Raw genomic sequence first — 19,046 nt, forward strand, 5'->3', positions numbered from 1 at the left:
AGCTTACGGAAGCCAGGACTGGACCTGCTCGGGGTGCTCGTCGACGTACTTCTTGGCTGCGGCGGCGGGCTCCATGCCGTCGCGCACCCAGCTCATGACGGAGGCCATTTGATCCGGGGTCCAGTTGAAGTTGTCGAGGAAGGTGTAGATCTCGGGCATGTCGTCCTTGAGGCCCTTGCGCACCAGCGTCAGGATGGTGCCTTCCTTGTACACGCCCTTGGGGTCCTTGAGGTACTTCAGGTCCCAGACGGCCCACTTCCAGTGCGGGGTCCAGCCGGTCACGGCGATCCACTCGTTGTTGCGGATGGCGTCCTTGAGGGAGGCGGTCATCATGGCGCCGGAGGCGTCGATGAGATCGATGTTGTCCAGGCCGTACTCGTCGATGGCCTGCTCGGTCTTCTGCATGACGCCGGCGCCGGGGTCGATGCCCACAATGCGCTCGCCGAACTTGTCGGCGTGGTCCTTCATCTCGCCGATGGAGTCGATGGTCACGTACTGGGGCACCACCAGGCCGGACTGCACGCCGGTCATGTTGGGTCCGAGGTTGACCAGATCCTTCTCGACGGCCTTGAGGTTGGCTTCCTGCAGGGGCTGCCAGGAGGCGACCATGCCGTCAACGTCGCCAGCGGCCACGGCGGCGTACATGGGGCCCACGGACACGGGGGTGATGACCACCTCGTAGTCCATCTTTTCTTCCATCACGTACTTCACCACGTTGGTGGAGGCCACCTCGGAAGCCCACTCAACGTAGGCGAGTTCCACGGTTCCCTTGGCGGCATGGGCCGGGATGGCGGAGAACGCCAGCACCAGCGCGGCGGCGAACATAAGCAATTTCTTCATTTCAATCCTCCTGTTCTTCAAGTGACTCTTAGGTTTTTTGCCGCTTGCCCAATTGCTGGAGCACGCGGTCCAGAACGATGGCCACGATGACGATGCCGATGCCGGCCTCGAAACCGTTGCCGATATTCATGCGCTGAATGGCCTTCCAGACCTCGCCGCCCAGGCCGCGCGCGCCGATCATGGCGGCGATGACGACCATGGACAGGGCCAGCATGACGGTCTGGTTGACGCCGGCCATGATGGTCGGCGTGGCCAGGGGAAGCTCCAGCTTGAAGAGCTTCTGCCAGCGGTCGGAGCCGAAGGCGTTGGCGCATTCCACAAGTTCATGGGGCACCTGCTTGATGCCCAGGCATGTCAACCTGATCGCCGGAGGCATGGCGAAGACCACGGTGGAGAAGATGGCCGCAACCTTGCCCAGGCCGAAGAAGGGGATGGCCGGGATGAGGTAGACGAAGGCCGGCATGGTCTGCATGACGTCCAGGATTGGGAAGACAATACGGTAGACGATGTTGGACATGGCCGAGGCGATGCCCACGGGGATGCCGATGACGATGGCCACCAGGGTGGCGATGATAACCAGCGCGATGGTGGACAGCGTGGCGTCCCACAGGTCCATGGACCAGATGAGTAGGAAGCCGACCAGCGTGAAGAGGACCATGCCCTTGCTTTTGGTGATCTTCCAAACCAGGGCCATGACCAGAATGATGAAGAGCCATTCCGGAATGAATTCCAGCCCGGTCTCCAGCAGTTTCAGGCCGGTTTCCATGACGCCGGAAAAGGCTTTGGTGATGAAGGCGAAGTTGGTGACGAGGAAGTTGATGATCGCTTCGATCGCTTCCCCGATGGGAATGCCGGGTATCGTCATTCGGAAGTCCTCCCGCGTTCGGCGATGGCGCCCAGCAGCGAGCCGCGGACGATGACGCCCTTGAGATGGTCGCGCTCGTCCACGACGGCCACCGGATAAGGATGGTCATGGATGATGGCGATGAGGTCCTGGGCCGGGGCGTCGGGCAGGACCTTCTCGAAGTCCGTGTGCAGTATGGAGGAGATTTCCCGCAGGCCCTTCTCGGCCTGCTTGGCGCAGTCCTCGGCGGTGATGACGCCCTGCACCTTGTGGTCCTTGTCCAGCACGAAGAGGGAGGAAATGCCGCTCTTCTTCATCTTGCGCAGGGAGGCGCGGGGGCCGTCATGGTCCAGATAGGCCACGGCCTCGGACTTGCGCATGACCGACTCGGCGTTGAGGACCTTGGTGATGTCCACCTCGGCCACGAACCGGGCCACGTATTCGTTGGCCGGATTGGTCAGGATGTCCTCGGGGGTGCCTTCCTGGACGATGGCTCCGTCCTTCATGAGGATGATGCGGTCGCCCAGCTTCAGCGCCTCGTCAAGGTCGTGGGAGATGAACATGATGGTCTTGTGCATCTCTTCCTGCAGGTTGATCAGCTCGTCCTGCATGTCGCGGCGGATAAGGGGGTCCAGCGCGGAGAAGGCCTCGTCCATGAGCAGGATTTCCGGGTCCAGGGCAAGGGCGCGGGCCAAGCCCACGCGCTGCTGCATGCCGCCGGAAAGCTGGCTGGGATAGGAGTCGCCCCAGCCGCCCAAACCTACCATATCCAGCGCCTTGTCAGCTCGGCGCTTCCGCTCGGAGGGGTCGATGCCCTGGATTTCCAGGCCGTATTCGGCGTTTTGGCCCACGGTGCGGTGGGGGTAGAGGGCGAAGTTCTGAAAGACCATGCCCAGCTTTTTCAGCCGCAGGTCCCGAAGTTCCTTCTCGTTCATCGTGGTCACGTCCTCGTCGTCCACGTACACCTTGCCGGCGGTGGGTTCGATGAGGCGGTTGATGCAGCGCACCAGGGTGGACTTGCCCGAACCGGACAGGCCCATGACGACGACGATTTCGCCCTCGCGCACCTCGAAAGAGGCGTTGTTGACGCCCACGCCGAGCTTGGTCTTCTCCATGATCTCGTCTTTGTTCATGCCCTGTTCGAGCATGGAGAAGGCCCGCTCAGGGTGGGGCCCGAAGATTTTGTACAGATTCTCAACTCGAATAGTACCCATTAGCTCACCATCTTGTACCCTTTGAAACGAAGGTTTGGAGGTTTGCAGGCGTAGCGACGCGAATATCCGAATCCTAGCAGATAATCGCCAGCCGTCAAGTTTTTCTGCCCTCAGGCTGTCTTTTGCGGCGATTTTGCTGCGGATTGGTGGGGCGATGGTATGGATTCGTGGTGGGTATATTGCAATTCATACTGCACAGCGGTGCGGTGTGTCATAGTGAAAGTGCCGAATCTTTCCGCGATGCAGAATTATATGATGCAGTAAGGCGTGAATAGCTTCGGATACTAAACGTTGTTGTCCGAAAAAATGCCAGGGGAAATGCTGCGCCGGGATGATGAACGCCCTGCCTTCCGTTGCTTGGCGGTCCGTCGCAGCTTCAAGTGCCGGCGGACGTCGCCATGGATTCCGGAAGATACGAGGAACGGCCGTAATCGGGGCGATGGAGCGCGCGAAACCACCGTGTTGTCTGCAGTTGGAACGGAACTCTCCACGCCACACGCTCCGCAACGGATATTCAGGAACCCGCCGGAACCATTGATGACAAGGAACTCTACCGCCGTCCGAGCTGAAAACGGCGCACCGCCCGGTTGTGTTCGGACAGGGTGCGGCTGAAGTGGTGGGTGCCGTCCTTTTTGGAGACGAAGTAGAGGAAATCGTGTTCCTCGGGATCGGCCGCCGCCTCAAGGGCGGCAAGGCCAGGCGAGCAGATGGGGCCCGGGGGCAGGCCCCGGTGGCGGTACGTGTTGTAGGGGTTGTCCCGGTCGCGCAGATGGTCGCGGGTGAGGTTGCCGTCGAACTCGTCGCCCAAGCCGTAGATGACCGTGGGGTCGCACTGCAGCAGCATGCCCAGCTCCAGACGGTTGGCGTAGACCCCCGCGATGCGCTTGCGCTCGGAAGGCGCGGCCGTTTCCTTCTCCACCAGGGAGGCCAGGATGACCAGCCGGTGCAGCTTGTCCGGCGAGGGGAGGCCCCGCGGCCAGACCGATTCGGCCTCCTCGTGGAACTGCGCCAGCATGGCCCGCGCCGCTGGGTAGGCGTTCCCTTCGCGCGGCTTGGGCAAAAAGTAGGTTTCCGGAAAGAGGTAGCCCTCGGCGGAATCCGCCGGGATGCCGTGTTCCGCCAGCAGTTCGGAGTCGTGGACCGCCATGCGGAAGCTCTTCCGCGAGCCCAACCCGGCTTGTTCAACCAGGGTGGCGGTCTCTCGCCAGGTCAGCCCCTCGGGCACGGAAAGCTTGTAGAGGACCCCTTGGCCCCGGGTCAGGGCGTCGAGGGTGCGCATGGGGCCCCAGGAGGCGTCGAGCCGGAACTCCCCCGCCTTGAGGGAGCGCAGGTTGCCGGTCAGCCGTCCCAAAAGCACAAAGGCCTCGGGGTCGGAGACCAACCCCTCGTTGGCCAGCTGATGCGCCACCCGGGCGAAGGTGGAGCCGGGTTCCACCGTGACCACCACCTCGCGGGGGGCGGATTCCGGCGGGGTGGCCAGGAAATCGAGACCCAGTCGCAGGCCGAACAACCCGGCTCCCGCCAGGAGCAGCGCGGCCATGGTCAGCAGCGCCGGAGCGGCCCGCCTCATTGCCCCGCCTCGTCGCGTTGCGCCGCCAAGTGGTTTTCCAGGATGAGGGCCGCGGCCTGGGCGTCGCGGACATCCTTGCGGTCGGATGCTCCGGCCTCGCGCAGCAGGCTCTCCGCCTCGGCCGTGGTCAGCCGCTCGTCCACGAAACGCACCTCCAGCCCGGCGCGCGCGGCCAGCCGGTTGCCGAAGTTGCGGGCCTGGCGCGTGGTCAAGCTCTCCTGGCCGTTTAGGCGCAGGGGCAGCCCCACCACCAGCCCTTCCACGCCCTCCTCGCGGATAAGGCGCAGCAGGTCGCCATACAGCTGCTCGTTGTCCCGCTTCTCCAGCACCCCGCGCGGGAAGGCCATGGAGCCTCCAGGGTCGCTCAAGGCCAGGCCGAGCTTCCTGGTGCCGTAGTCGATGCCCAGCCAGCGCATGGCCCTAGGCCACCTCCAGCAGTCGCAGGCCGTCCTCCGGTTTGGCGGCGCGCAGGTGGCGGACGAACTCCCGCTTCCAGTCCGGGCCCAGCCTGGCCTCGGCCAAGTGCTCCAGGGTGTGCAGAACCTGCCTCTCGGCCGCGCCTTCGGTCCCCTCCATGCCCAGCAGGCAGCGCTTGATGCCCACCTTGCAAGAGGGACAGCCCACCAGCAGGGGGGACTCGGCGGGCACTTTGGGCAGGTCCAGCTTCAACTGGTCCTGCTTCTTGCTCCGCAACCGGTTGTAGATCTTGGGCGATGTCATGGCGCCCAGACCGGACTCGCCGCAGCAGCCGGGAGAGAGGCGGATGTCCGTGCCCAGGTGCTCGGCCAGGGCGTCGCGGTACACTTCGCCGGCCTTGGCCGGGTGCTGTCCGGTCCATTCGGCGTGGCAGGCAGCGTGGTAGAGCATGGGGGCGCCGCCGTTCATGGGCGCGGGCAACCGCTCCAGCAGGTACTGGGCCACGTCCTTGTGCTCCACGCCCCGGCCGAAGGTGGTGGCCACGCCCCAGCGGTCCAGGGACTCGCGGCAGGTGCCGCAGGAGGTCAGCACGGTCTGGGGGCGGAAGCCCTTGCGCTCCGCCTTGGAGAGCAGCTTGCGCAGCTTGGCCACGTTGGCCCCGTAGTTGTTCAGGTAGGCGTCCTCCAGGCCCTGGGAGAGCAGGGGGTAGCCGCAGCACAGATGCACGTCCGGCAGGATGACGCTGACTCCCTCGGCCAGCAGCAGGGCGGAGGCGGCCATGCCGATCTCGCGGTAGAAAAGCCCCGCGCCGCAGCCGGGGAAGTAGAACACGGTCTCGGGCACGTCGCGGCCGCTCTGCACGTCCTCCGGCGCCAGGATGAAGGCCTCGGACAGCTTCAAGCTTTCCGAGAGGTTGGCGAAGCCCAGTTCCGGACCGGGACCGGACAGGGCCGGATTCTCCATGCGACGCCGCCACGCCTGCGGCACCAGCCCCAGGCCCAGGTTGTTAAGCTTTTGCCCCAGGGCCAGGGCCTTGGCCGTGACCGGTAGCCGCTTGTCCGGGGAGGAGGCCAAAAAGTGCAGCACGCGCTTCTTGATGGGGTGGCCGCCGGAATGCTTTTCGTCCAGGAAGGCCCGCATGTGCAGGGCCACCTTGGAGGAGTCGATCTTCACCGGGCAGACCCCCAGGCAGCGGCCGCAGGCGGTGCAGTGCTCCATGAGGTCGCGCAGCTCGTTCAGCAGGCGCTGGTCCGGTTTGCCGGTCTGCAGCAGGCCGTAATACAGCGCCTCCACCATGGCACCCAGGCTGAGGTTCTTGTTGCGCGGGTGGTACATGAGCCCGGCCTGGGGGTGGTACATGGCGCAGACCTGCTTGCACTTGCCGCAGCGGGTGCAGGTCTGGATTTCCTCCAGCAGGCGGGCCAGGCGCTCCTTGTCCGGCAAGGCGGTGGTGCCCAGGTCCTGAATGAGCCGGTTGAAGGAGAAGGTGTACGGCTCCACGGTCAACTCGCGGCGGGTGAGCTTGCCGGGGTTGATGACCCCGCGCGGGTCCACCTTGGCCTTGTAGCGCCTGAGCGCGTCCAGCTTGCCTTCCTCCAGGAAGCCGATCTTGGTGATGCCGATGCCGTGCTCGCCGGAGACCGCGCCGCCCAGCTCCATGACCTTGCCGAAGACCTTGCCCACGGCCTCGTGCACCAGGGCCAGCATGTCCGGGTCGTTGGAGTTGGCCGGGAAGTTGACGTGGCAGTTGCCGTCGCCCGCGTGCATGTGGTTGGCGGCCATGACGCGGGTTTCGCCCATCTTCTTGCGGATGGACTCCAGCTCGTCCGCCTCGCCCGGGTAGATGGTGGCCAGGTGGCGGAAGAAGTAGTTGGCCTGGACTTCCAGCTCCTGGTCGGAGAGGTCGCAGATGGTGGTCTTGCCCCGGAAGATGTTCTTAACGAAGTCGAACTCCTGGTCCACGTACTCGTCGCCGGGGTCCACGCCGGGCAGGTCGGTGGCCTGCTTCAGGGCGCGGCGATAGGCCACGGCCATGTAGTGCAGGTTCAGCCCCTCCAGGAAGTCGGAGAACTCGGGGATGACCTCCAGGGGGATGACGATGTCCTCGTTGATCTTGAACCCGGAGGTGCGGCGGGCGATGGCCGACAGCTTGTGCCGGTCCTCCCAGAAGTGCTCCGCCTCCTTGCGGCTGGTGGCGGCGAAGACGTCCACGTTCTCGAAGGCGTGGGCGATGTCCATGATGGTGCCCGCGGCCTCGTCCAGGGCGGCCTCGTCGTCCGAGTCCAGCTGGATGAGCAGCACGGAGATGGGTTCGCCCTCGTACTTCTCCGACTTCTTCTCGTAGCTGATGGCCTGGACGTACTTGGAGCCGAACTCCTCCAGGGCGGAGATCTTGACCAGGTCCCCTTCTTCGCGGATGCGGTCGCGCAGGGCCACGATGTCCTTGATGACCAGCATGGCGTTGTGCATGGAGCGGCCGAAGAATTCCAGGCACAGGGTGCGGGACAGCTCGGGGCGGGGATGCAGGGTGAAGCAGCCCTCCACGATGATGCCGTCCACGCCCTCCTTCTGCACGCCGGGCAGGCCGCCCAGGAACTTGTTGGAGACGTCCTTGCCCAGGGCGGTGCCCCGGATGTCCGCACCGGAGAGGGTCACGGTGTGGGAGTACTCGCCGTTCTCCCCGTACACGTCGAAAGAGGCCTCGTCGCCCTCCAGGATCTTTCGGCGCGGGTGGTCCCGCCGTTTGACCTCGATGAGTTCGCCTTTGGGCGTGACCATGCGGTAGGAGGCGATGTTGTCCAGGGTGACGCCGTACTCGAAGGCGAAGGGGCCGCCGGAGTTCTCTGAGATGTTGCCGCCGATGGACGATCCCGCCTTGGAGGCAGGGTCCACGGTGAAGAGCAGGCCGTGCTCCTCCGCGGCCTTGATGGCCGTGAGGGTGATGACCCCGGCCTCGGCGCAGATGATGCGGTTTTCCTCGTCGATGTCCTCGATGCGCTTGAGCTTGGAGAGGGAGACGATGGCCGTGCGGGTCAGGGCGGGAATGGCCCCGCCGGTCAGCCCCGTGCCGCCGCCCCGGGGAATGATGTGGAAGCCCATCTCGTCCGCCAGGCGGACAATGTCGCGCACCTGCTCCGGGGAATCCGGAGTGAGCAGGACCATGGGCAGTTCCATGCGCAAATCGGTTGCGTCGGTGGCCGTCTCGATGAGCGAGCCGCGCGAGGAGACAATGGCTTCCGGCGGCAGCAGCTTGCGCAGGCGTTCCAGCACCTGGTCCTTGAACTCCTGGTCCTGGTCGAAGTCGCGCCAGAAACCGGCCACGGCCTTGTGCAGGGCGTCGGCGTAGTCGTTGGAGAGGGAGGGCAGGATCTTGCTCATGCGCTCGCGCACCGAGGTGCGCACCATCTCGGGGTCGATGAAGGGGTTGTAGCGCACCAGGAACAGTTCGCCGGCCACCTGCGCGGCCAGGCCGCGGACGCCTTCCGGCCAGGTGTCCAGCTCGGCTTTGGGGATTCCAAGCACTCGAGGGGCGAGCCGATCATAGGAAATGGAAATGTGAGGGCCTTTTTGGGGCATGATGTAAACGCAATGGTTTGGTGAGGATGGTGGGCGACGGACCGTGGTCCTCGTCCGGCAAGGGTAAGACGGTAAGGCTTTGTCCGCTGAATGGCAAGGCCGGGGCCGAAGCCTTGTCAGAAGCGGCCCGCCGGGCGTATAGGGGTGTGAACCCCAGCCTATGGGAGCAGACCATGCCGCTCACCGATTACGGACAGGTTCTCGAACGACTGCAGCGGGGGCTGGCCAACCAGTACGCCCGGGCCGAAGGCATCCTCAACGAACCGGGCAAGTCCGTGGCCTGCAAGCTGGACCCGAACTACTACCTTGCCGTGGAACCGTTGTTCACCTCCTCCCTGGCCAAGTGGGCCGGTGTCTTTCCCAAGCGCGCCCTGAACTCCCTGGTGCGCACCGGCAACCTGCTCAGCCGTGGCGAGGACCGCGAGCACGTGCTGCGGATGCGGGTGGTCTGGCCCGCCAGGCCCGAGGGCATGGAGATAAGGGCGGCCTTCGTGCTGGCGGACTTCATCGAGCGCGGCTTGGCCATCCACGGCGGCGGCGATGTGGAAATGACCGTTTCCGACCTCAAGATAGCCGAAGAGGAGCGGGAGAAGGTGGACGCCTTCTTCGAGGGCAAAACCCCGCTGGGTCGCTGGGCCTTCGAGGGGGCCGTGGACACGGCCTGAAGCGGCCGCGACGTCCGGCTTTCAGCGTATTCGCAATTTTTCCGTGTGCTTCCGAATCCACTCCCGTTGCGGCCTCCTTGCCAACTCCCCGCCGAGCGGGTAACTAACTCCAAAAACCTGTCCTCCATCTTGAAGGCGTACCGATGATTCGCAGGATCAAGCTCGACGAGCTGAAAATCGGCATGTTCGTGGAACGCTTCGGCGCGGGCACGTGGGACGAGCCCGTGTCCAGCCCGCGCATGCCCATAACCACTATTGAGCAGATCGAATCCCTGCGGCGGCGCGGCGTGGTGGAGGTGGAGATCGACACCGAGAAGGGCCTCGCCCTGGACGACGCCGTGCGGGACAAGGGCGGGGATGCCCTGCCCTTCGTCCAGGTGCCGCCGAAGGTTCCCTTCGCCGACGAGATTCCCGTGGCTTCCAAGGTGTACACCGAGGGGCTGCGCTACGCGAGGCAGATCATGGAGTCCGCCCGGCGCGACGGCATCATCGACCAGGCCGCGGCCGAGGCCGTGGTGGACGACCTGGGCGACAGCGTGCGGCGCAACGAGTCCGCGGCCGTCTCCTTGACCAGGCTGCGCTCCACACTGGAATATGAATACCATCACGCGGTCAACTGCAGCATTCTGGCCCTGGTTTTCGGCATGCACCTGGGCATGGACGGCGAGGACCTGCGCCGCCTGGGCGTGGGCGCGCTGCTGCACGACGTGGGCAAGGCCCGCCTGCCGGAGAACCTGCTCTCCAAGCCCGGGCGGCTGTACGGCGAGGAGTTGCGGCGCGCCTACGATCACGCCCTGGAAGGCTACAACCTGCTCAAACGGCAGCGCAAATCCGACGCCAGGGTGCTGTCCGTGGTGCTGCAGCACCACGAACGGTACGACGGCCAGGGCTACCCAACCGGCCTGCGGGGCGAGGATATCCACCCGGCCGCCCGCATCGTGGGCGTGGTGGACGCCTACGACGCCATGACCTCCGAGCGCCCATACGCCCGGGCGCGCACCCCGTCCGAGACCTTCCGCGTCATGTACCAGCAGCGCGACAAGCAGTTCCAGGGCGCGTACGTGGAGCATTTCATCAAGTCCATGGGCATCTACCCCGTGGGCAGCTTCGTACGCTTGTCCAACGGCCACTACGGCGTGGTCTGCGAGACCAACGCCCAGCAGCCCCTGCGCCCCTCGGTGAAGATCGTTTTCGACGACAAGATGCGGCAACGCCGCGCCGAGGTCGTGGACCTGGCCGAACGCGCCAGGGGCCCCGAGCCCCAACGCCTGGAAATCGCCGAGTCCCTTGACCCGAGGGACTACAAGATCGACGTCATGCGGCTGCTGGGCAGCGGATAGCGAAAAAAACGCCGGGGAATTCCGGCGTGAACTGGGCCGAGCCTGGAGCGTCCCAGAGGGCCCCCGGACAGGGGGATACGGAGAGCGCTTCCACCCCTGCCCGGGCAAAAGCGAGAATAGCCCCTCGCGGTCGCATCGGCAACCCCTTCTCAACGCGCTCTTCTCGCGCGCGCCCCTCTTATCCTTCTTTTCCGCGCCTGTATTGCGCATACACCGCCCGGCAGGCCGCGTACCCCTCCGGCGTGCCCACGTCGTACACCGGGCCTGGCAGGCGCCTGGCGCGGAAGGTCACTCCCGCCGCCAGCATCAGGCGGCGGACCATGGAGTCGGTGACTTCGCCCTCGGGGTGGCGGCGCACGGCTTCGTCCAGATATGCGGGGTAGTCCGGCCCGGCCAGATGGATGCCGCAGGTGCGCAACTCGCCGGGGAAGCGCGGGGTGAAGTGGCCCCTGCCCTTGGGCAGGAAGCGGGTGATGCGCCGCGATTCGTCCTCGCTCCGCGCCAGGTCCACCCGGCCGGAGTCGCCCACGCCCGGCACGCCCTCCGGATCCATCAGTCCCACCACGTGCTCCTCCGGGGCCGCGCCTTCGGCCAGGGCCGCCAGCGCGCCGCCGCGCGGGGCGACGTTGTCCGGGTAGTGCACCGCCAGGGGGAGGCCTGGGCAGGCTTCCGCCGCCCACAACATCGCGTCCGCCTCGCCGCGCGGGGCGGGCTGGTTCACGAAATACAGGGGGAGGATGTCGCGCAGCCGGACCATGCGCTCCACGGAGCCGGGAAAGGCGTCGCGGTAGGCGTCAAGGTCGGTCAGCAGCCGGGCGATGCCCTCTTTGCCGGGGCGGACGACCACCACGGCCAGCTCCGCCCCCAGGGCCGCGCCTTCCTCCATGGCCCAGAGTATGGCCGGGCGGCCGCCGATTTCCAGGAGCTCCTTGGCGCGGCCGCCGGTGAGGGAGGCCATGCGGGTGCCGAAGCCCGCGGCCGGGACGATCAGCGCGCGGCCCACTTGACCCGCTCCCGCGCCGGGAGGAAAGTGCGGCCATGGACGCCATCACCTACCATCCCATCGGCGTGCTGCGCTCGCCCCACGCCCAGCCCGAGGGCATGCCCATCCAGCCCGCCGGGGCGCGCGGCGAGCGCGGCCGGGTGGAGCTGGACCCGAGATACGCCCCGGCCCTGGCCGATCTGGACGGCTTTTCCCACGTCTACCTCCTGTACCACTTCCACCGCGCCGGGCCGTACAGCCCGGAGGTGACGCCTTTTCTGGACGGGGAGCCCAAAGGGCTGTTCGCTACCCGCGCGCCAACCCGGCCCAACCCCATCGGCATCTCCGTGCTGCGGCTGGAGCGGGTGGAGGGCGGCGTGGCGCATCTGCTGGACGTGGACGTGCTGGACGGCACGCCGGTGCTGGACATCAAGCCGTATGTTCCCCGCTTCGACGCGCCCCACGGCGAGGTGCGCTCCGGTTGGCTCGAGGCGCGCGAGGGCGAAGAGTCCGCCCGCTCCGACGGCCGATTCGCCTGAAAAAAGGGCGGCCCCGGCCGGGACCGCCCTTGGCGACGCCGCGCGGGAGGCTATTCCTCGTCCTCCACGCTGTCGGTCATGGCCGCCAGCCGTTCCAGCCGGGCGTACTCCCAGTCCACGTGCTCCTGGATGATCGCGATGTCGTCCGGGGTCAGGTGGCGGAAGCGGCGCTGGGTCTTGAGGTATTCCTCCACCGGCTTGGGCTTGGCCGTCTTTTTCAGGTGCCACTCCCCGCCGATGACCTCGTACAGGGGGAATACCTTGGAGGTGACCGCCAGCTTGGCCACCTCGATGGACTGTTCCGGCTTGCAGCGCCAGCCCGTGGGGCAGGGCGAGTAGATGTGCAGGTAGGCCGGGCCCTCCACGCTGACCGCCTTGCGCACCTTGTTCATGAGGTCCAGGTGGAAGGCGGGCGAGGCCGTGGCCACGTACGGGATGTCGTGCGCCGCGGCGATGGCCGGCATGTTCTTCTTGAAGGTGCGCTGCCCCTTGGACTTGCTGCCCGCCGGGGAGGTGGTGGTGGACGCGCCCCACGGCGTTGAGGAGGAGCGCTGGATGCCGGTGTTCATGTAGGCCTCGTTATCCAGGCAGACGTAGACGAAGTTGTGCCCGCGCTCCAGCGCGCCGGAAAGCGACTGCAACCCGATGTCCGCCGTGGCCCCGTCGCCGCCGAAGGCGATGACCGAGGGCATCTCCCCCTGGACGCGGCCCTTGCGGTGCAGGGCCTTGAGCCCGGCCTCAATGCCCGAGGCCACGGCCCCGGTGTTCTCGAAGGCCACGTGGATCCAAGGGCACTCCCAGGCGGACTGGGGGTAGGGGGAGGTGACGATCTCCATGCAGCCGGTGGCGTTGGCCACGATGGCGTCGCGGCCCACGGCCTTCATGACCATGCCCATGGCCAGTATCTCGCCGCAGCCCTGGCAGGCGCGGTGACCGGAGGCCACCACCTTGTCCCAGGGCATGTTCTTGGCGGTGATCTTCTTGAAGCCGGGGAACTGAATTTCTTTATGCATAACTCTTGACCCCCCAGACGGTGTAGCCGCCGTCCAGCTCGCCGCCGGACGCCCGGGCGTATATTTCGCGGAAGTCCTCGGTGGTCACGTCGCGACCGCCCAGCCCGGCGATGACGTTGACGATCTCCGGTGCGTCGTCGCGGCCGTAGAAGAGGCTTTTGATGTCCACGGCCAAGGGGCCGTTGATGCAGCCTGGGGAGAGGGCGCGGTCGATGACGATGATGCGTTCCGCGCCCCGGCAGGCCTCGAGGAACTCCTCCTCGGGGAAGGGCCGCCACAGCCGCAGCCGCACCTGCCCCACGTCCTCGCCGTCCTTGATGAGGCCGTCCACGGCGGTCATGCAGGTCTCGCCCAGCGCGCCCATGGTCAGGAAGAGGGCTTTGGCGTTCTCCTTGCCGTTTTTCTCCACCAGCTCGTAGCGTCGGCCGAACTGATCTGCGAAGCGGTCCAGCACTTCCTTGACCACCGGCTTGGAGCCGAGCAGGGCCTGCTCGCATTGCACCTTGGCCTCGGTGTAGACCTCGGGCATGCCCACCGGCCCCATGGTCACGGGGTTCTTGGGGTCCAGCCGCATGGCGGGCTCGTAGGCCGGCAGGAAGGCGTCCGCCTCCTCCTGGTCCGGCACCACCATGGGCTCGATCATGTGGGAGAGGATGAAGCCGTCCATGTTCACGGCCACCGGCAGCAGCACGCGGTGGTCCTCGCCGATGGCGAAGGCCGCCAGGGTCAGGTCCAGCGCCTCCTGCCCGTTTTCCACGAAAAGTTGCACCCAGCCGATGTCCTTTTCGGCCATGATGTCGGAATGGTCGTTCCAGATGGAGATGGGGCCGGAAAGGGCGCGGTTGGCCACGGTCATGACCATGGGCAACCGCATGGAGGAGGCGATGAAGAGGATCTCGTGCATCAGGGCCAGTCCCTGCGCGGCAGTGGCCGTGTACACCCTGGCCCCGGCCGCGCCCGCGCCCACGGCGGCGCTCATGGCCGAGTGCTCGGACTCCACCGGGATGAACTCGGCGTCCAGATGGCCGTTGGCCACGTACTCGGAGAGTTCCTCGACAATATGGGTCTGCGGGGTGATGGGATAGGCGGAGACCACGTCCACGTTGGCCAGCCTGGCCGCCTCGGCCACACCAAGGGAGACTTCGGTGCCGATGCGCTTGCCCATTAGTCGTCCTCCTCAAGCACCATGGTGATGGCGTCCTTGGGGCACTCGTTGGCGCAGATGCCGCACCCCTTGCAGTAGAAGGGATCGGAGTGCCAGTAGCCCTCCTCGTTCTCGGAGATGCAGAATTCGGGGCAGTACACCCCGCACAAGGCGCACTTGATGCATTTTTCCTCGTCCACCTTGGGCCGCAGCGTTTTCCAGTCCCCGGTCTTCAGATCGGCCGCGCTGCCCGGCCTGGTGATGGCCGCGCCCAGGGCCAGGTCCCGCCAGGCGGTAAGAGCCTTGTCCGACATGTCATCCTCCTTGCTTGGGCCGGCGCGCGCGAGGGGCGGGCCGGAGACATCCACGGACTCGCAGAATAGCAGAAGGCTGCGGATGCGGCAAAGCTCTTCGGTAAACGGCCGGGCTGGCCGGTTGAACGGATGCGGCCGGGAATCAGGCCGCCAGCAGGGCGGAGGCGGCGGCCTGCATTTCCTCCAGTCCGGCGCTGGAGAGGCCCAGGCGGCGGCAGAGCTTGTCCGCCTCGCGGGCCGGGTCGAAAAGGGGATAGTCGCTGCCGAAGAGGATGCGCTCGCGCGGATGGCGGCGGAAGATGTCGCGCAGCACGGCGTCTTCGATGAAGTCCAGGCTGGAGGAGGTGTCCAGGTAGACCCTCTCCCCGGCCAGCACCTCGGCGGCATGCGGCCAGTGCAGGTAGCCGCCGAGGTGGGCGGCGATCATGGGTGTGTCCGGAAAGGCGCGGACCAGGTCGCGCATGGTGTAGGGGCAGGATGGGTTCTCCCCGGGAGGGAGTGTGTCGCCCACGTGGAACATGACCACGAAGCGGTCCCCGGCCAGCTCCAAAAGCCGGTACAGCCGGGGGTCGTCCAGGCGGAACCCCTGGAAGTCGGCATGGAATTTCAGGCCGCGCACGCCTGCCTCGGCCAGGCGGTCGAACTCGGTGGCCGGGTCGGGGAAGTCCGGGTGCATGGCTCCGAAGCAGATCAATTCCGGGTGGGCGGCGGACAGCTCGCGGGACCAGGCGTTGGCGGGAATCACCTGGGAGGGGTCGGTGGCCGCGGTGTGAACCACGGCCCCGTCCAGGCCTGCCGCCCGCAGCCGGGTCAGCAGATCGTCCGGGGTGCCGTCGCCCATGGGCTCGATGCCGTAATGGCCGTTGAGCTGGGCCAGGACCTTGTGGGCGATCTTGGGGTGAAAGGCGTGGGTATGGACGTCCAGGAGCACGTCGCGCAAATCCTTTACCGGATGATCCGGGGAAGGGCGGTTAGCTGGTGAACAACTCCCGCAGCCAGCCGGGCACGGCGGTGGGCTTCCAGTCCGGGCCCACGGCAGAGTGTTCGGTTTCGCCAACGGCCAGCAGGGTGGATTCCTCCGGCGGCCCCCAGATCTGGTAGGCGAAGGTGACGCGGGCGCGCCCCCACTCGCAGATGGCGCAGCGCACGGCCACGGGATCGTCATAGCGGGCGGGGCGCAGGTAGCGCAGGTTGGCTTGGCGAACCGGAAGCAGGATGCCGCGCTCCTCCACTTCGGAGTAGCTCATGCCGCGCTCGCGGATGAGCTGGGAGCGGGCGCGCTCGAACCAGTGCAGGTATTCGCCGTAGTAGGCCACCCCGGCCTTGTCTGTCTCGCCGTAGGATACGTGCAGCCGGAAAAAGGCGTCGGGCGTCGGAAACTCATCTTTGTGACGCAGTGGATCGGTTTGGGGCATGTGATCCTCCAAAGGGAGGGAGACATACCGCAAACAGGCGGGAAATGCATCCCCGGCCTGGAAGCGGATCAGCGGCGGGGGCGCAGGTCGCGCAGCGGGGGCAGGCTGACGCCCATCTCGCGAAGGCGTTGCGACTTGGCGTCCAGGTCGCGCCTGGCGGTGCGCAGTTTCGCGTTGGTGCGCAGGGTGAGCAGAACGCAGAATACGGCCAGGGGCAGGCAAGCGATGACAGCCAGCCTGCCGGTGAGGACGAAGTCGAAACCGGTGGCCACGTAGAGTCCCAGCAGACAGGCCACCCCGGCGACCACCCGCAGGGTGCAGGCCTGGTTGCGTCGCAGTTCGCCGATGACCAGCGCCGAGACAAGCAGGTCGGCGTTGAGTTCCTCCGGTGCTCGGGAGTCGGGGGAGTGGGTATGGTCGCTGTCCGACATGGGAAAAAGGTACAGAGTGGCGCGGGATGGCAACAATGATTATTGGTGAAAAAAAGCTTGTCCATGAATCGAGGCTTTGTTAACAAAGGTGAACAGGGAGTTGTCGTGAGCGATTTCGATGAATTTTATCAGCGTCTGACCCACAAGGGGTTGATCGGTTCCCAGCAGGAGCTGGCCGGTATGCTCGGGGTCAACCGCTCGGCCGTCACCCAGGCCAAGCGGCGCGGGGTGGTGCCCGAAGGCTGGGTCTGGAAGCTGGCCAAGCGTCTTGGCGTGGACCCGGACTGGCTTGAGGGCGGCGTGGAGGGCGGTCGCCTGGCGGGGGAGGATTTCGCCGCGGTGCCCAAGGTCCAGGCCAGGCTGTGCGCGGGCGGCGGCTCTTTCGAGGTGGAGGGCTGTGTGGAGGGATACCACGCCTTCCGCCGGGAGTGGCTGAACCGCAAGGGCGATCCCGCCTCCATGGTGCTCATGGACGTATTCGGCAATTCCATGGAGCCGGAGGTCCGCGAGGGGGATACCGCCTTGGTGGATCAGAGCCAGCAGCGCGTGCTGGCCGGGGGCATATACGCCGTGGGCCTGGAGGACACGGTCATGCTCAAGCGTGTGGAAAAGCGCCCCGGCGCGGTGGTGCTGCACTCGGACAACCCTGACTACGCCCCGGTGGTGCTGCGCGGCGACGAAGCCATGCAGGCGCGGATCATCGGCAAGGTTGTCTGGCTCGGCCGGGAGTACCGCTGAACGGGCGAAATTTTTTTGGCGGGTCTGTTAACATGTATAAACAGAAAGTTGCCAGCAAAGAACATTGGAGGGACGCCATGCAACGTCGTCGCTGCACCTGCGGCCGGGACATCTGGGTTCAGTACCGTCTCAACGGAAACCGGGGGGTACGCCCGGTGTTTTGGTCCGTGAGCCTGCACTCCGGCCGTACGCTCCATGTCTGCCCCTCGTGCGGCTCCATGCTGCACATCGACGCCCTGAACTAGGACGGGCGCGCGCCCGAAGCGTACCGACCCTGTTGGAAGGGCAGGGTGGAAAAACCGCTCTGCGCGGAGGACCTTCGCAAGGTGTCCGCGCATGGTCGGGTCGCTGGCGTGGTTGTCTGAAAAGGATCGGGCAGGAAGGATTCTCCGCCGGGTACGGCCGAACTCGGAGGCGGGGGAGCGGCTGAAAGGCGCTCCCGACCTTGCCGGAAAGCCCGTGGGTGGGTAGAAGGGAGGAAAACGCGGTCGCGCGTCCGAAAAGGAGAACTCCATGACCCGCACGCTCTCGCTGACATCGGCCCTCGCCTTCTTCCTCGTTTTGCTCCTGGCCGGTTTGGCCGCGGCGCAGGGCCAGGTTTCCATCCGTGGATGGGAAGAGGGCAGCCGCTACAACCGGTACTACGACCCGGAGAGGTACGAGAGCCTCAAGGGCGAGCTGGTGGAATTCTTCGACGTCAAGCCCCTGGACGGCATGACCACCGGCCTGGGCGTCGTCATGGACACACGGGAGGGGGAGCGGATCACCATCCACCTCGGCCCCAAGGGCTTCCTGGATTTCGTGCCCGTGGGCTTCAAGCCGGGCGACCGCATCAAGGTCAAGGGGGCGTTCGCCGAGATCGACGGCAGGCGGGTGTTCATGGCCGCCAAGATCCGGCTCAAGGAGCTTTTCGAGGTGAAAATGCGCTCCTCGGAGACGGGGCGGCCCTACTGGGGGCTGAGCGAGGCGGAGTTGGTCAAGGAGGAGCTGGAGGACTAGTTCAGGAGTTCTTCTTGGCCTCGCGGCCCAGCTCGGCCATGCGGGCGCGGATGTAGGTGGCCGCGGCCGAGCCGCCGTCCTCGTCCCGGGCGTGTTCCAGGCCATAGGCGGCAAGATCCTCGGCCATCTGCTTCTCCATGGTGGCCGACTCCAGGTACATGATGTAGACCAGCGTAAGGGCGGCGGTGTTCTCCCTGTCGCCCTTGCACAGTTCCTCGACCTGCTCCATGGGCACCGTCTCGAAGAGGCGGTCGCAGAACATGCCCACCCATTTCTCGTACAGGTCGGGCAGGGTCTCGGGCACCATGGCCGCCAGGTTTTCAGCTGCCTGGGTCTCCAGGCCGGGCACGCTCACGGCCAGATAGTCCCGCACCGCCTCCTGGCGGCGGTCCTCCTCATTGTCCAGCCGGTTCATGAGCACGGTGCGGATGTGTTCGCGCAGTCCGGCCTCGCGGCTCATGCTTTGGCTCCCTGATTCCGGGTGGTGCTCTTGAGGCAGGAGTCCTTGAGGTGGCAGATGGGGCAGCCTCCGGCGTAGGGCAGGGGGGTGAATACGGCGTACTGCCGGTTGACCGTGCCTTCCTCGTTCCAGACCAGGCCGAGCCGCTTGAAGGCGCGCTGCAGATCCTTGCTTGGCCGAACAACCGGGGCGCAGCCGCCCGCGTCGAGCTCCGGCACCATGTCGGCGGCGGCGGACATAACCAGGGCGATGGCCAGGTTGTGGGCGAAGAGGCCGTCGGCAGGGGAGTCCTGCCAGACCGCTTCCACGTCATCCTCCACCTGCTTGTCCAGATGCAGGAGCAGATGTCCCTTGGCGCGGGGCCCGACATCGGGGGAAAGCTTGTACGCCTTGAGCAGGGGAACCCACTTGTTCCACAACTCTTCCATCTTCTCCAAAACGCCTGATTCCATGCGTTCCTCACCGCATATGGAAAGGAAGTAGAAGAGGTCGAACTCCGGTTCGGGGTCGAGGTCGGTTATGTGTATTTTGCTCACGGAATGTCC

The 19,046-nt window shown here is 66.0% G+C and carries 21 protein-coding genes; 6 read left to right on the forward strand and 15 right to left on the reverse strand.

Translation table 11 applies throughout. The annotated features are described in order from the left end of the window. Nucleotides 1-3: 3 nt before the first annotated feature. From N911_RS0101815 to N911_RS0101840, 6 genes are all read right to left on the reverse strand, one after another. Complete coding sequence (locus N911_RS0101815) at nucleotides 4-840, reverse strand: glycine betaine ABC transporter substrate-binding protein (protein ID WP_029893787.1); 837 nt, start codon at nucleotides 838-840, stop codon at nucleotides 4-6. Between the two features lie 28 nt (nucleotides 841-868). After that, nucleotides 869-1,705 (reverse strand): ABC transporter permease, encoded by an 837-nt coding sequence (locus N911_RS0101820; protein WP_029893789.1) that lies wholly within the window; start codon nucleotides 1,703-1,705, stop codon nucleotides 869-871. Beyond that, a complete protein-coding gene (locus N911_RS0101825; protein WP_029893791.1) occupies nucleotides 1,702-2,898 on the reverse strand; it encodes a quaternary amine ABC transporter ATP-binding protein in 1,197 nt (398 codons plus the stop codon). The genes N911_RS0101820 and N911_RS0101825 overlap by 4 nt, the downstream gene beginning before the upstream one ends. Nucleotides 2,899-3,448: 550 nt before the next feature. Then, nucleotides 3,449-4,468 (reverse strand): endolytic transglycosylase MltG, encoded by a 1,020-nt coding sequence (gene mltG, locus N911_RS0101830; protein ID WP_029893793.1) that lies wholly within the window; start codon nucleotides 4,466-4,468, stop codon nucleotides 3,449-3,451. Next, nucleotides 4,465-4,884 (reverse strand): Holliday junction resolvase RuvX, encoded by a 420-nt coding sequence (gene ruvX / locus N911_RS0101835; RefSeq protein ID WP_029893795.1) that lies wholly within the window; start codon nucleotides 4,882-4,884, stop codon nucleotides 4,465-4,467. Before ruvX ends, mltG begins: the two co-directional genes overlap by 4 nt. Before the next feature lie 4 nt (nucleotides 4,885-4,888). After that, nucleotides 4,889-8,461, reverse strand: coding sequence for an FAD-binding and (Fe-S)-binding domain-containing protein (locus tag N911_RS0101840; RefSeq protein ID WP_029893800.1), 3,573 nt, complete (start codon nucleotides 8,459-8,461; stop codon nucleotides 4,889-4,891). A gap of 173 nt (nucleotides 8,462-8,634) precedes the next feature. Here N911_RS0101840 and N911_RS0101845 point away from each other — a divergent pair, with 173 nt between their 5' ends. Then, on the forward strand, nucleotides 8,635-9,126 hold the full coding sequence (locus tag N911_RS0101845) for a hypothetical protein (protein WP_029893801.1): 492 nt from the start codon (nucleotides 8,635-8,637) through the stop codon (nucleotides 9,124-9,126). Between the two features lie 143 nt (nucleotides 9,127-9,269). Next, entirely contained in the window at nucleotides 9,270-10,466 is a 1,197-nt protein-coding gene (locus tag N911_RS0101850; protein ID WP_035104223.1) for an HD-GYP domain-containing protein, read from the forward strand. A gap of 178 nt (nucleotides 10,467-10,644) precedes the next feature. Here N911_RS0101850 and N911_RS0101855 read toward each other — a convergent pair whose 3' ends face one another. Further along, on the reverse strand, nucleotides 10,645-11,469 hold the full coding sequence (locus tag N911_RS0101855; protein ID WP_029893803.1) for a sugar phosphate nucleotidyltransferase: 825 nt from the start codon (nucleotides 11,467-11,469) through the stop codon (nucleotides 10,645-10,647). Between the two features lie 35 nt (nucleotides 11,470-11,504). Between N911_RS0101855 and tsaA the strand changes: the two genes are divergently transcribed. Further along, nucleotides 11,505-11,987 (forward strand): tRNA (N6-threonylcarbamoyladenosine(37)-N6)-methyltransferase TrmO, encoded by a 483-nt coding sequence (gene tsaA / locus N911_RS0101860; RefSeq protein ID WP_029893805.1) that lies wholly within the window; start codon nucleotides 11,505-11,507, stop codon nucleotides 11,985-11,987. Nucleotides 11,988-12,037: 50 nt separating this feature from the next. Here the strand turns inward: tsaA and porB are convergent, their stop codons facing one another. The 6 genes from porB to N911_RS0101890 all read right to left on the reverse strand — a co-directional run bounded on the left by porB (nucleotide 12,038) and on the right by N911_RS0101890 (nucleotide 16,304). Then, nucleotides 12,038-13,000: a pyruvate synthase subunit PorB gene (porB, locus tag N911_RS0101865; RefSeq protein ID WP_051693829.1), complete on the reverse strand. Its 963-nt coding sequence runs from the start codon at nucleotides 12,998-13,000 to the stop codon at nucleotides 12,038-12,040. Then, nucleotides 12,993-14,165 carry a pyruvate ferredoxin oxidoreductase gene (porA, locus tag N911_RS0101870; RefSeq protein WP_029893808.1) on the reverse strand — a complete coding sequence of 391 codons (1,173 nt, stop codon included), beginning with the start codon at nucleotides 14,163-14,165 and terminating at the stop codon, nucleotides 12,993-12,995. Before porA ends, porB begins: the two co-directional genes overlap by 8 nt. Beyond that, nucleotides 14,165-14,458, reverse strand: a complete 294-nt coding sequence (locus N911_RS0101875; RefSeq protein ID WP_029893810.1) for a 4Fe-4S binding protein — start codon at nucleotides 14,456-14,458, stop codon at nucleotides 14,165-14,167. Before N911_RS0101875 ends, porA begins: the two co-directional genes overlap by 1 nt. A 142-nt stretch (nucleotides 14,459-14,600) precedes the next feature. Next, nucleotides 14,601-15,389: an amidohydrolase family protein gene (locus N911_RS0101880; RefSeq protein WP_029893812.1), complete on the reverse strand. Its 789-nt coding sequence runs from the start codon at nucleotides 15,387-15,389 to the stop codon at nucleotides 14,601-14,603. A gap of 40 nt (nucleotides 15,390-15,429) precedes the next feature. Further along, the gene (locus tag N911_RS0101885; protein WP_029893814.1) at nucleotides 15,430-15,873 is read right to left on the reverse strand and encodes an acyl-CoA thioesterase; all 444 of its coding nucleotides are present in this window, start codon (nucleotides 15,871-15,873) and stop codon (nucleotides 15,430-15,432) included. 68 nt (nucleotides 15,874-15,941) lie between these two features. Then, a complete protein-coding gene (locus N911_RS0101890) occupies nucleotides 15,942-16,304 on the reverse strand; it encodes a hypothetical protein (RefSeq protein WP_138774313.1) in 363 nt (120 codons plus the stop codon). Nucleotides 16,305-16,367: 63 nt separating this feature from the next. On the opposite strand from N911_RS0101890, the gene N911_RS0101895 reads away from it, so the two are divergent. The 3 genes from N911_RS0101895 (at nucleotide 16,368) to N911_RS0101900 (ending at nucleotide 18,041) form a co-directional block, all read left to right on the forward strand. After that, the gene (locus N911_RS0101895; RefSeq protein WP_051694281.1) at nucleotides 16,368-17,042 is read left to right on the forward strand and encodes an XRE family transcriptional regulator; all 675 of its coding nucleotides are present in this window, start codon (nucleotides 16,368-16,370) and stop codon (nucleotides 17,040-17,042) included. 77 nt (nucleotides 17,043-17,119) lie between these two features. After that, the gene (locus N911_RS18580) at nucleotides 17,120-17,287 is read left to right on the forward strand and encodes a hypothetical protein (protein WP_202593854.1); all 168 of its coding nucleotides are present in this window, start codon (nucleotides 17,120-17,122) and stop codon (nucleotides 17,285-17,287) included. 268 nt (nucleotides 17,288-17,555) lie between these two features. After that, nucleotides 17,556-18,041, forward strand: coding sequence for a MamS/MamX family magnetosome protein (locus tag N911_RS0101900; RefSeq protein ID WP_029893820.1), 486 nt, complete (start codon nucleotides 17,556-17,558; stop codon nucleotides 18,039-18,041). A gap of 1 nt (nucleotide 18,042) precedes the next feature. On the opposite strand, the gene N911_RS0101905 is transcribed toward N911_RS0101900, so the two are convergent. Then, a complete protein-coding gene (locus tag N911_RS0101905; protein ID WP_029893822.1) occupies nucleotides 18,043-18,501 on the reverse strand; it encodes a hypothetical protein in 459 nt (152 codons plus the stop codon). Next, a complete protein-coding gene (locus N911_RS0101910; RefSeq protein WP_029893824.1) occupies nucleotides 18,498-19,037 on the reverse strand; it encodes a hypothetical protein in 540 nt (179 codons plus the stop codon). The genes N911_RS0101905 and N911_RS0101910 overlap by 4 nt, the downstream gene beginning before the upstream one ends. Nucleotides 19,038-19,046: the final 9 nt, after the last annotated feature.

It is taken from the genome of Desulfohalovibrio reitneri (genome assembly GCF_000711295.1).
GTDB classification, from domain to species: Bacteria; Desulfobacterota; Desulfovibrionia; order Desulfovibrionales; family Desulfovibrionaceae; genus Desulfohalovibrio; species Desulfohalovibrio reitneri.

Coding starts and splice junctions, on each gene's coding strand:
- N911_RS18580 (WP_202593854.1), top strand. CDS start 17,120: ATGCAACGTCGTCGCTGCACCTGCGGCCGGGACATCTGGGTTCAGTAC.
- N911_RS0101840 (WP_029893800.1), bottom strand. CDS start 8,461: ATGCCCCAAAAAGGCCCTCACATTTCCATTTCCTATGATCGGCTCGCC.
- porA (WP_029893808.1), bottom strand. CDS start 14,165: ATGGGCAAGCGCATCGGCACCGAAGTCTCCCTTGGTGTGGCCGAGGCG.
- ruvX (WP_029893795.1), bottom strand. CDS start 4,884: ATGCGCTGGCTGGGCATCGACTACGGCACCAGGAAGCTCGGCCTGGCC.
- mltG (WP_029893793.1), bottom strand. CDS start 4,468: ATGAGGCGGGCCGCTCCGGCGCTGCTGACCATGGCCGCGCTGCTCCTG.
- N911_RS0101905 (WP_029893822.1), bottom strand. CDS start 18,501: ATGAGCCGCGAGGCCGGACTGCGCGAACACATCCGCACCGTGCTCATG.
- porB (WP_051693829.1), bottom strand. CDS start 13,000: ATGCATAAAGAAATTCAGTTCCCCGGCTTCAAGAAGATCACCGCCAAG.
- tsaA (WP_029893805.1), top strand. CDS start 11,505: ATGGACGCCATCACCTACCATCCCATCGGCGTGCTGCGCTCGCCCCAC.
- N911_RS0101850 (WP_035104223.1), top strand. CDS start 9,270: ATGATTCGCAGGATCAAGCTCGACGAGCTGAAAATCGGCATGTTCGTG.
- N911_RS0101845 (WP_029893801.1), top strand. CDS start 8,635: ATGCCGCTCACCGATTACGGACAGGTTCTCGAACGACTGCAGCGGGGG.
- N911_RS0101820 (WP_029893789.1), bottom strand. CDS start 1,705: ATGACGATACCCGGCATTCCCATCGGGGAAGCGATCGAAGCGATCATC.
- N911_RS0101885 (WP_029893814.1), bottom strand. CDS start 15,873: ATGCCCCAAACCGATCCACTGCGTCACAAAGATGAGTTTCCGACGCCC.
- N911_RS0101815 (WP_029893787.1), bottom strand. CDS start 840: ATGAAGAAATTGCTTATGTTCGCCGCCGCGCTGGTGCTGGCGTTCTCC.
- N911_RS0101825 (WP_029893791.1), bottom strand. CDS start 2,898: ATGGGTACTATTCGAGTTGAGAATCTGTACAAAATCTTCGGGCCCCAC.
- N911_RS0101875 (WP_029893810.1), bottom strand. CDS start 14,458: ATGTCGGACAAGGCTCTTACCGCCTGGCGGGACCTGGCCCTGGGCGCG.
- N911_RS0101900 (WP_029893820.1), top strand. CDS start 17,556: ATGACCCGCACGCTCTCGCTGACATCGGCCCTCGCCTTCTTCCTCGTT.
- N911_RS0101890 (WP_138774313.1), bottom strand. CDS start 16,304: ATGTCGGACAGCGACCATACCCACTCCCCCGACTCCCGAGCACCGGAG.
- N911_RS0101895 (WP_051694281.1), top strand. CDS start 16,368: ATGAATCGAGGCTTTGTTAACAAAGGTGAACAGGGAGTTGTCGTGAGC.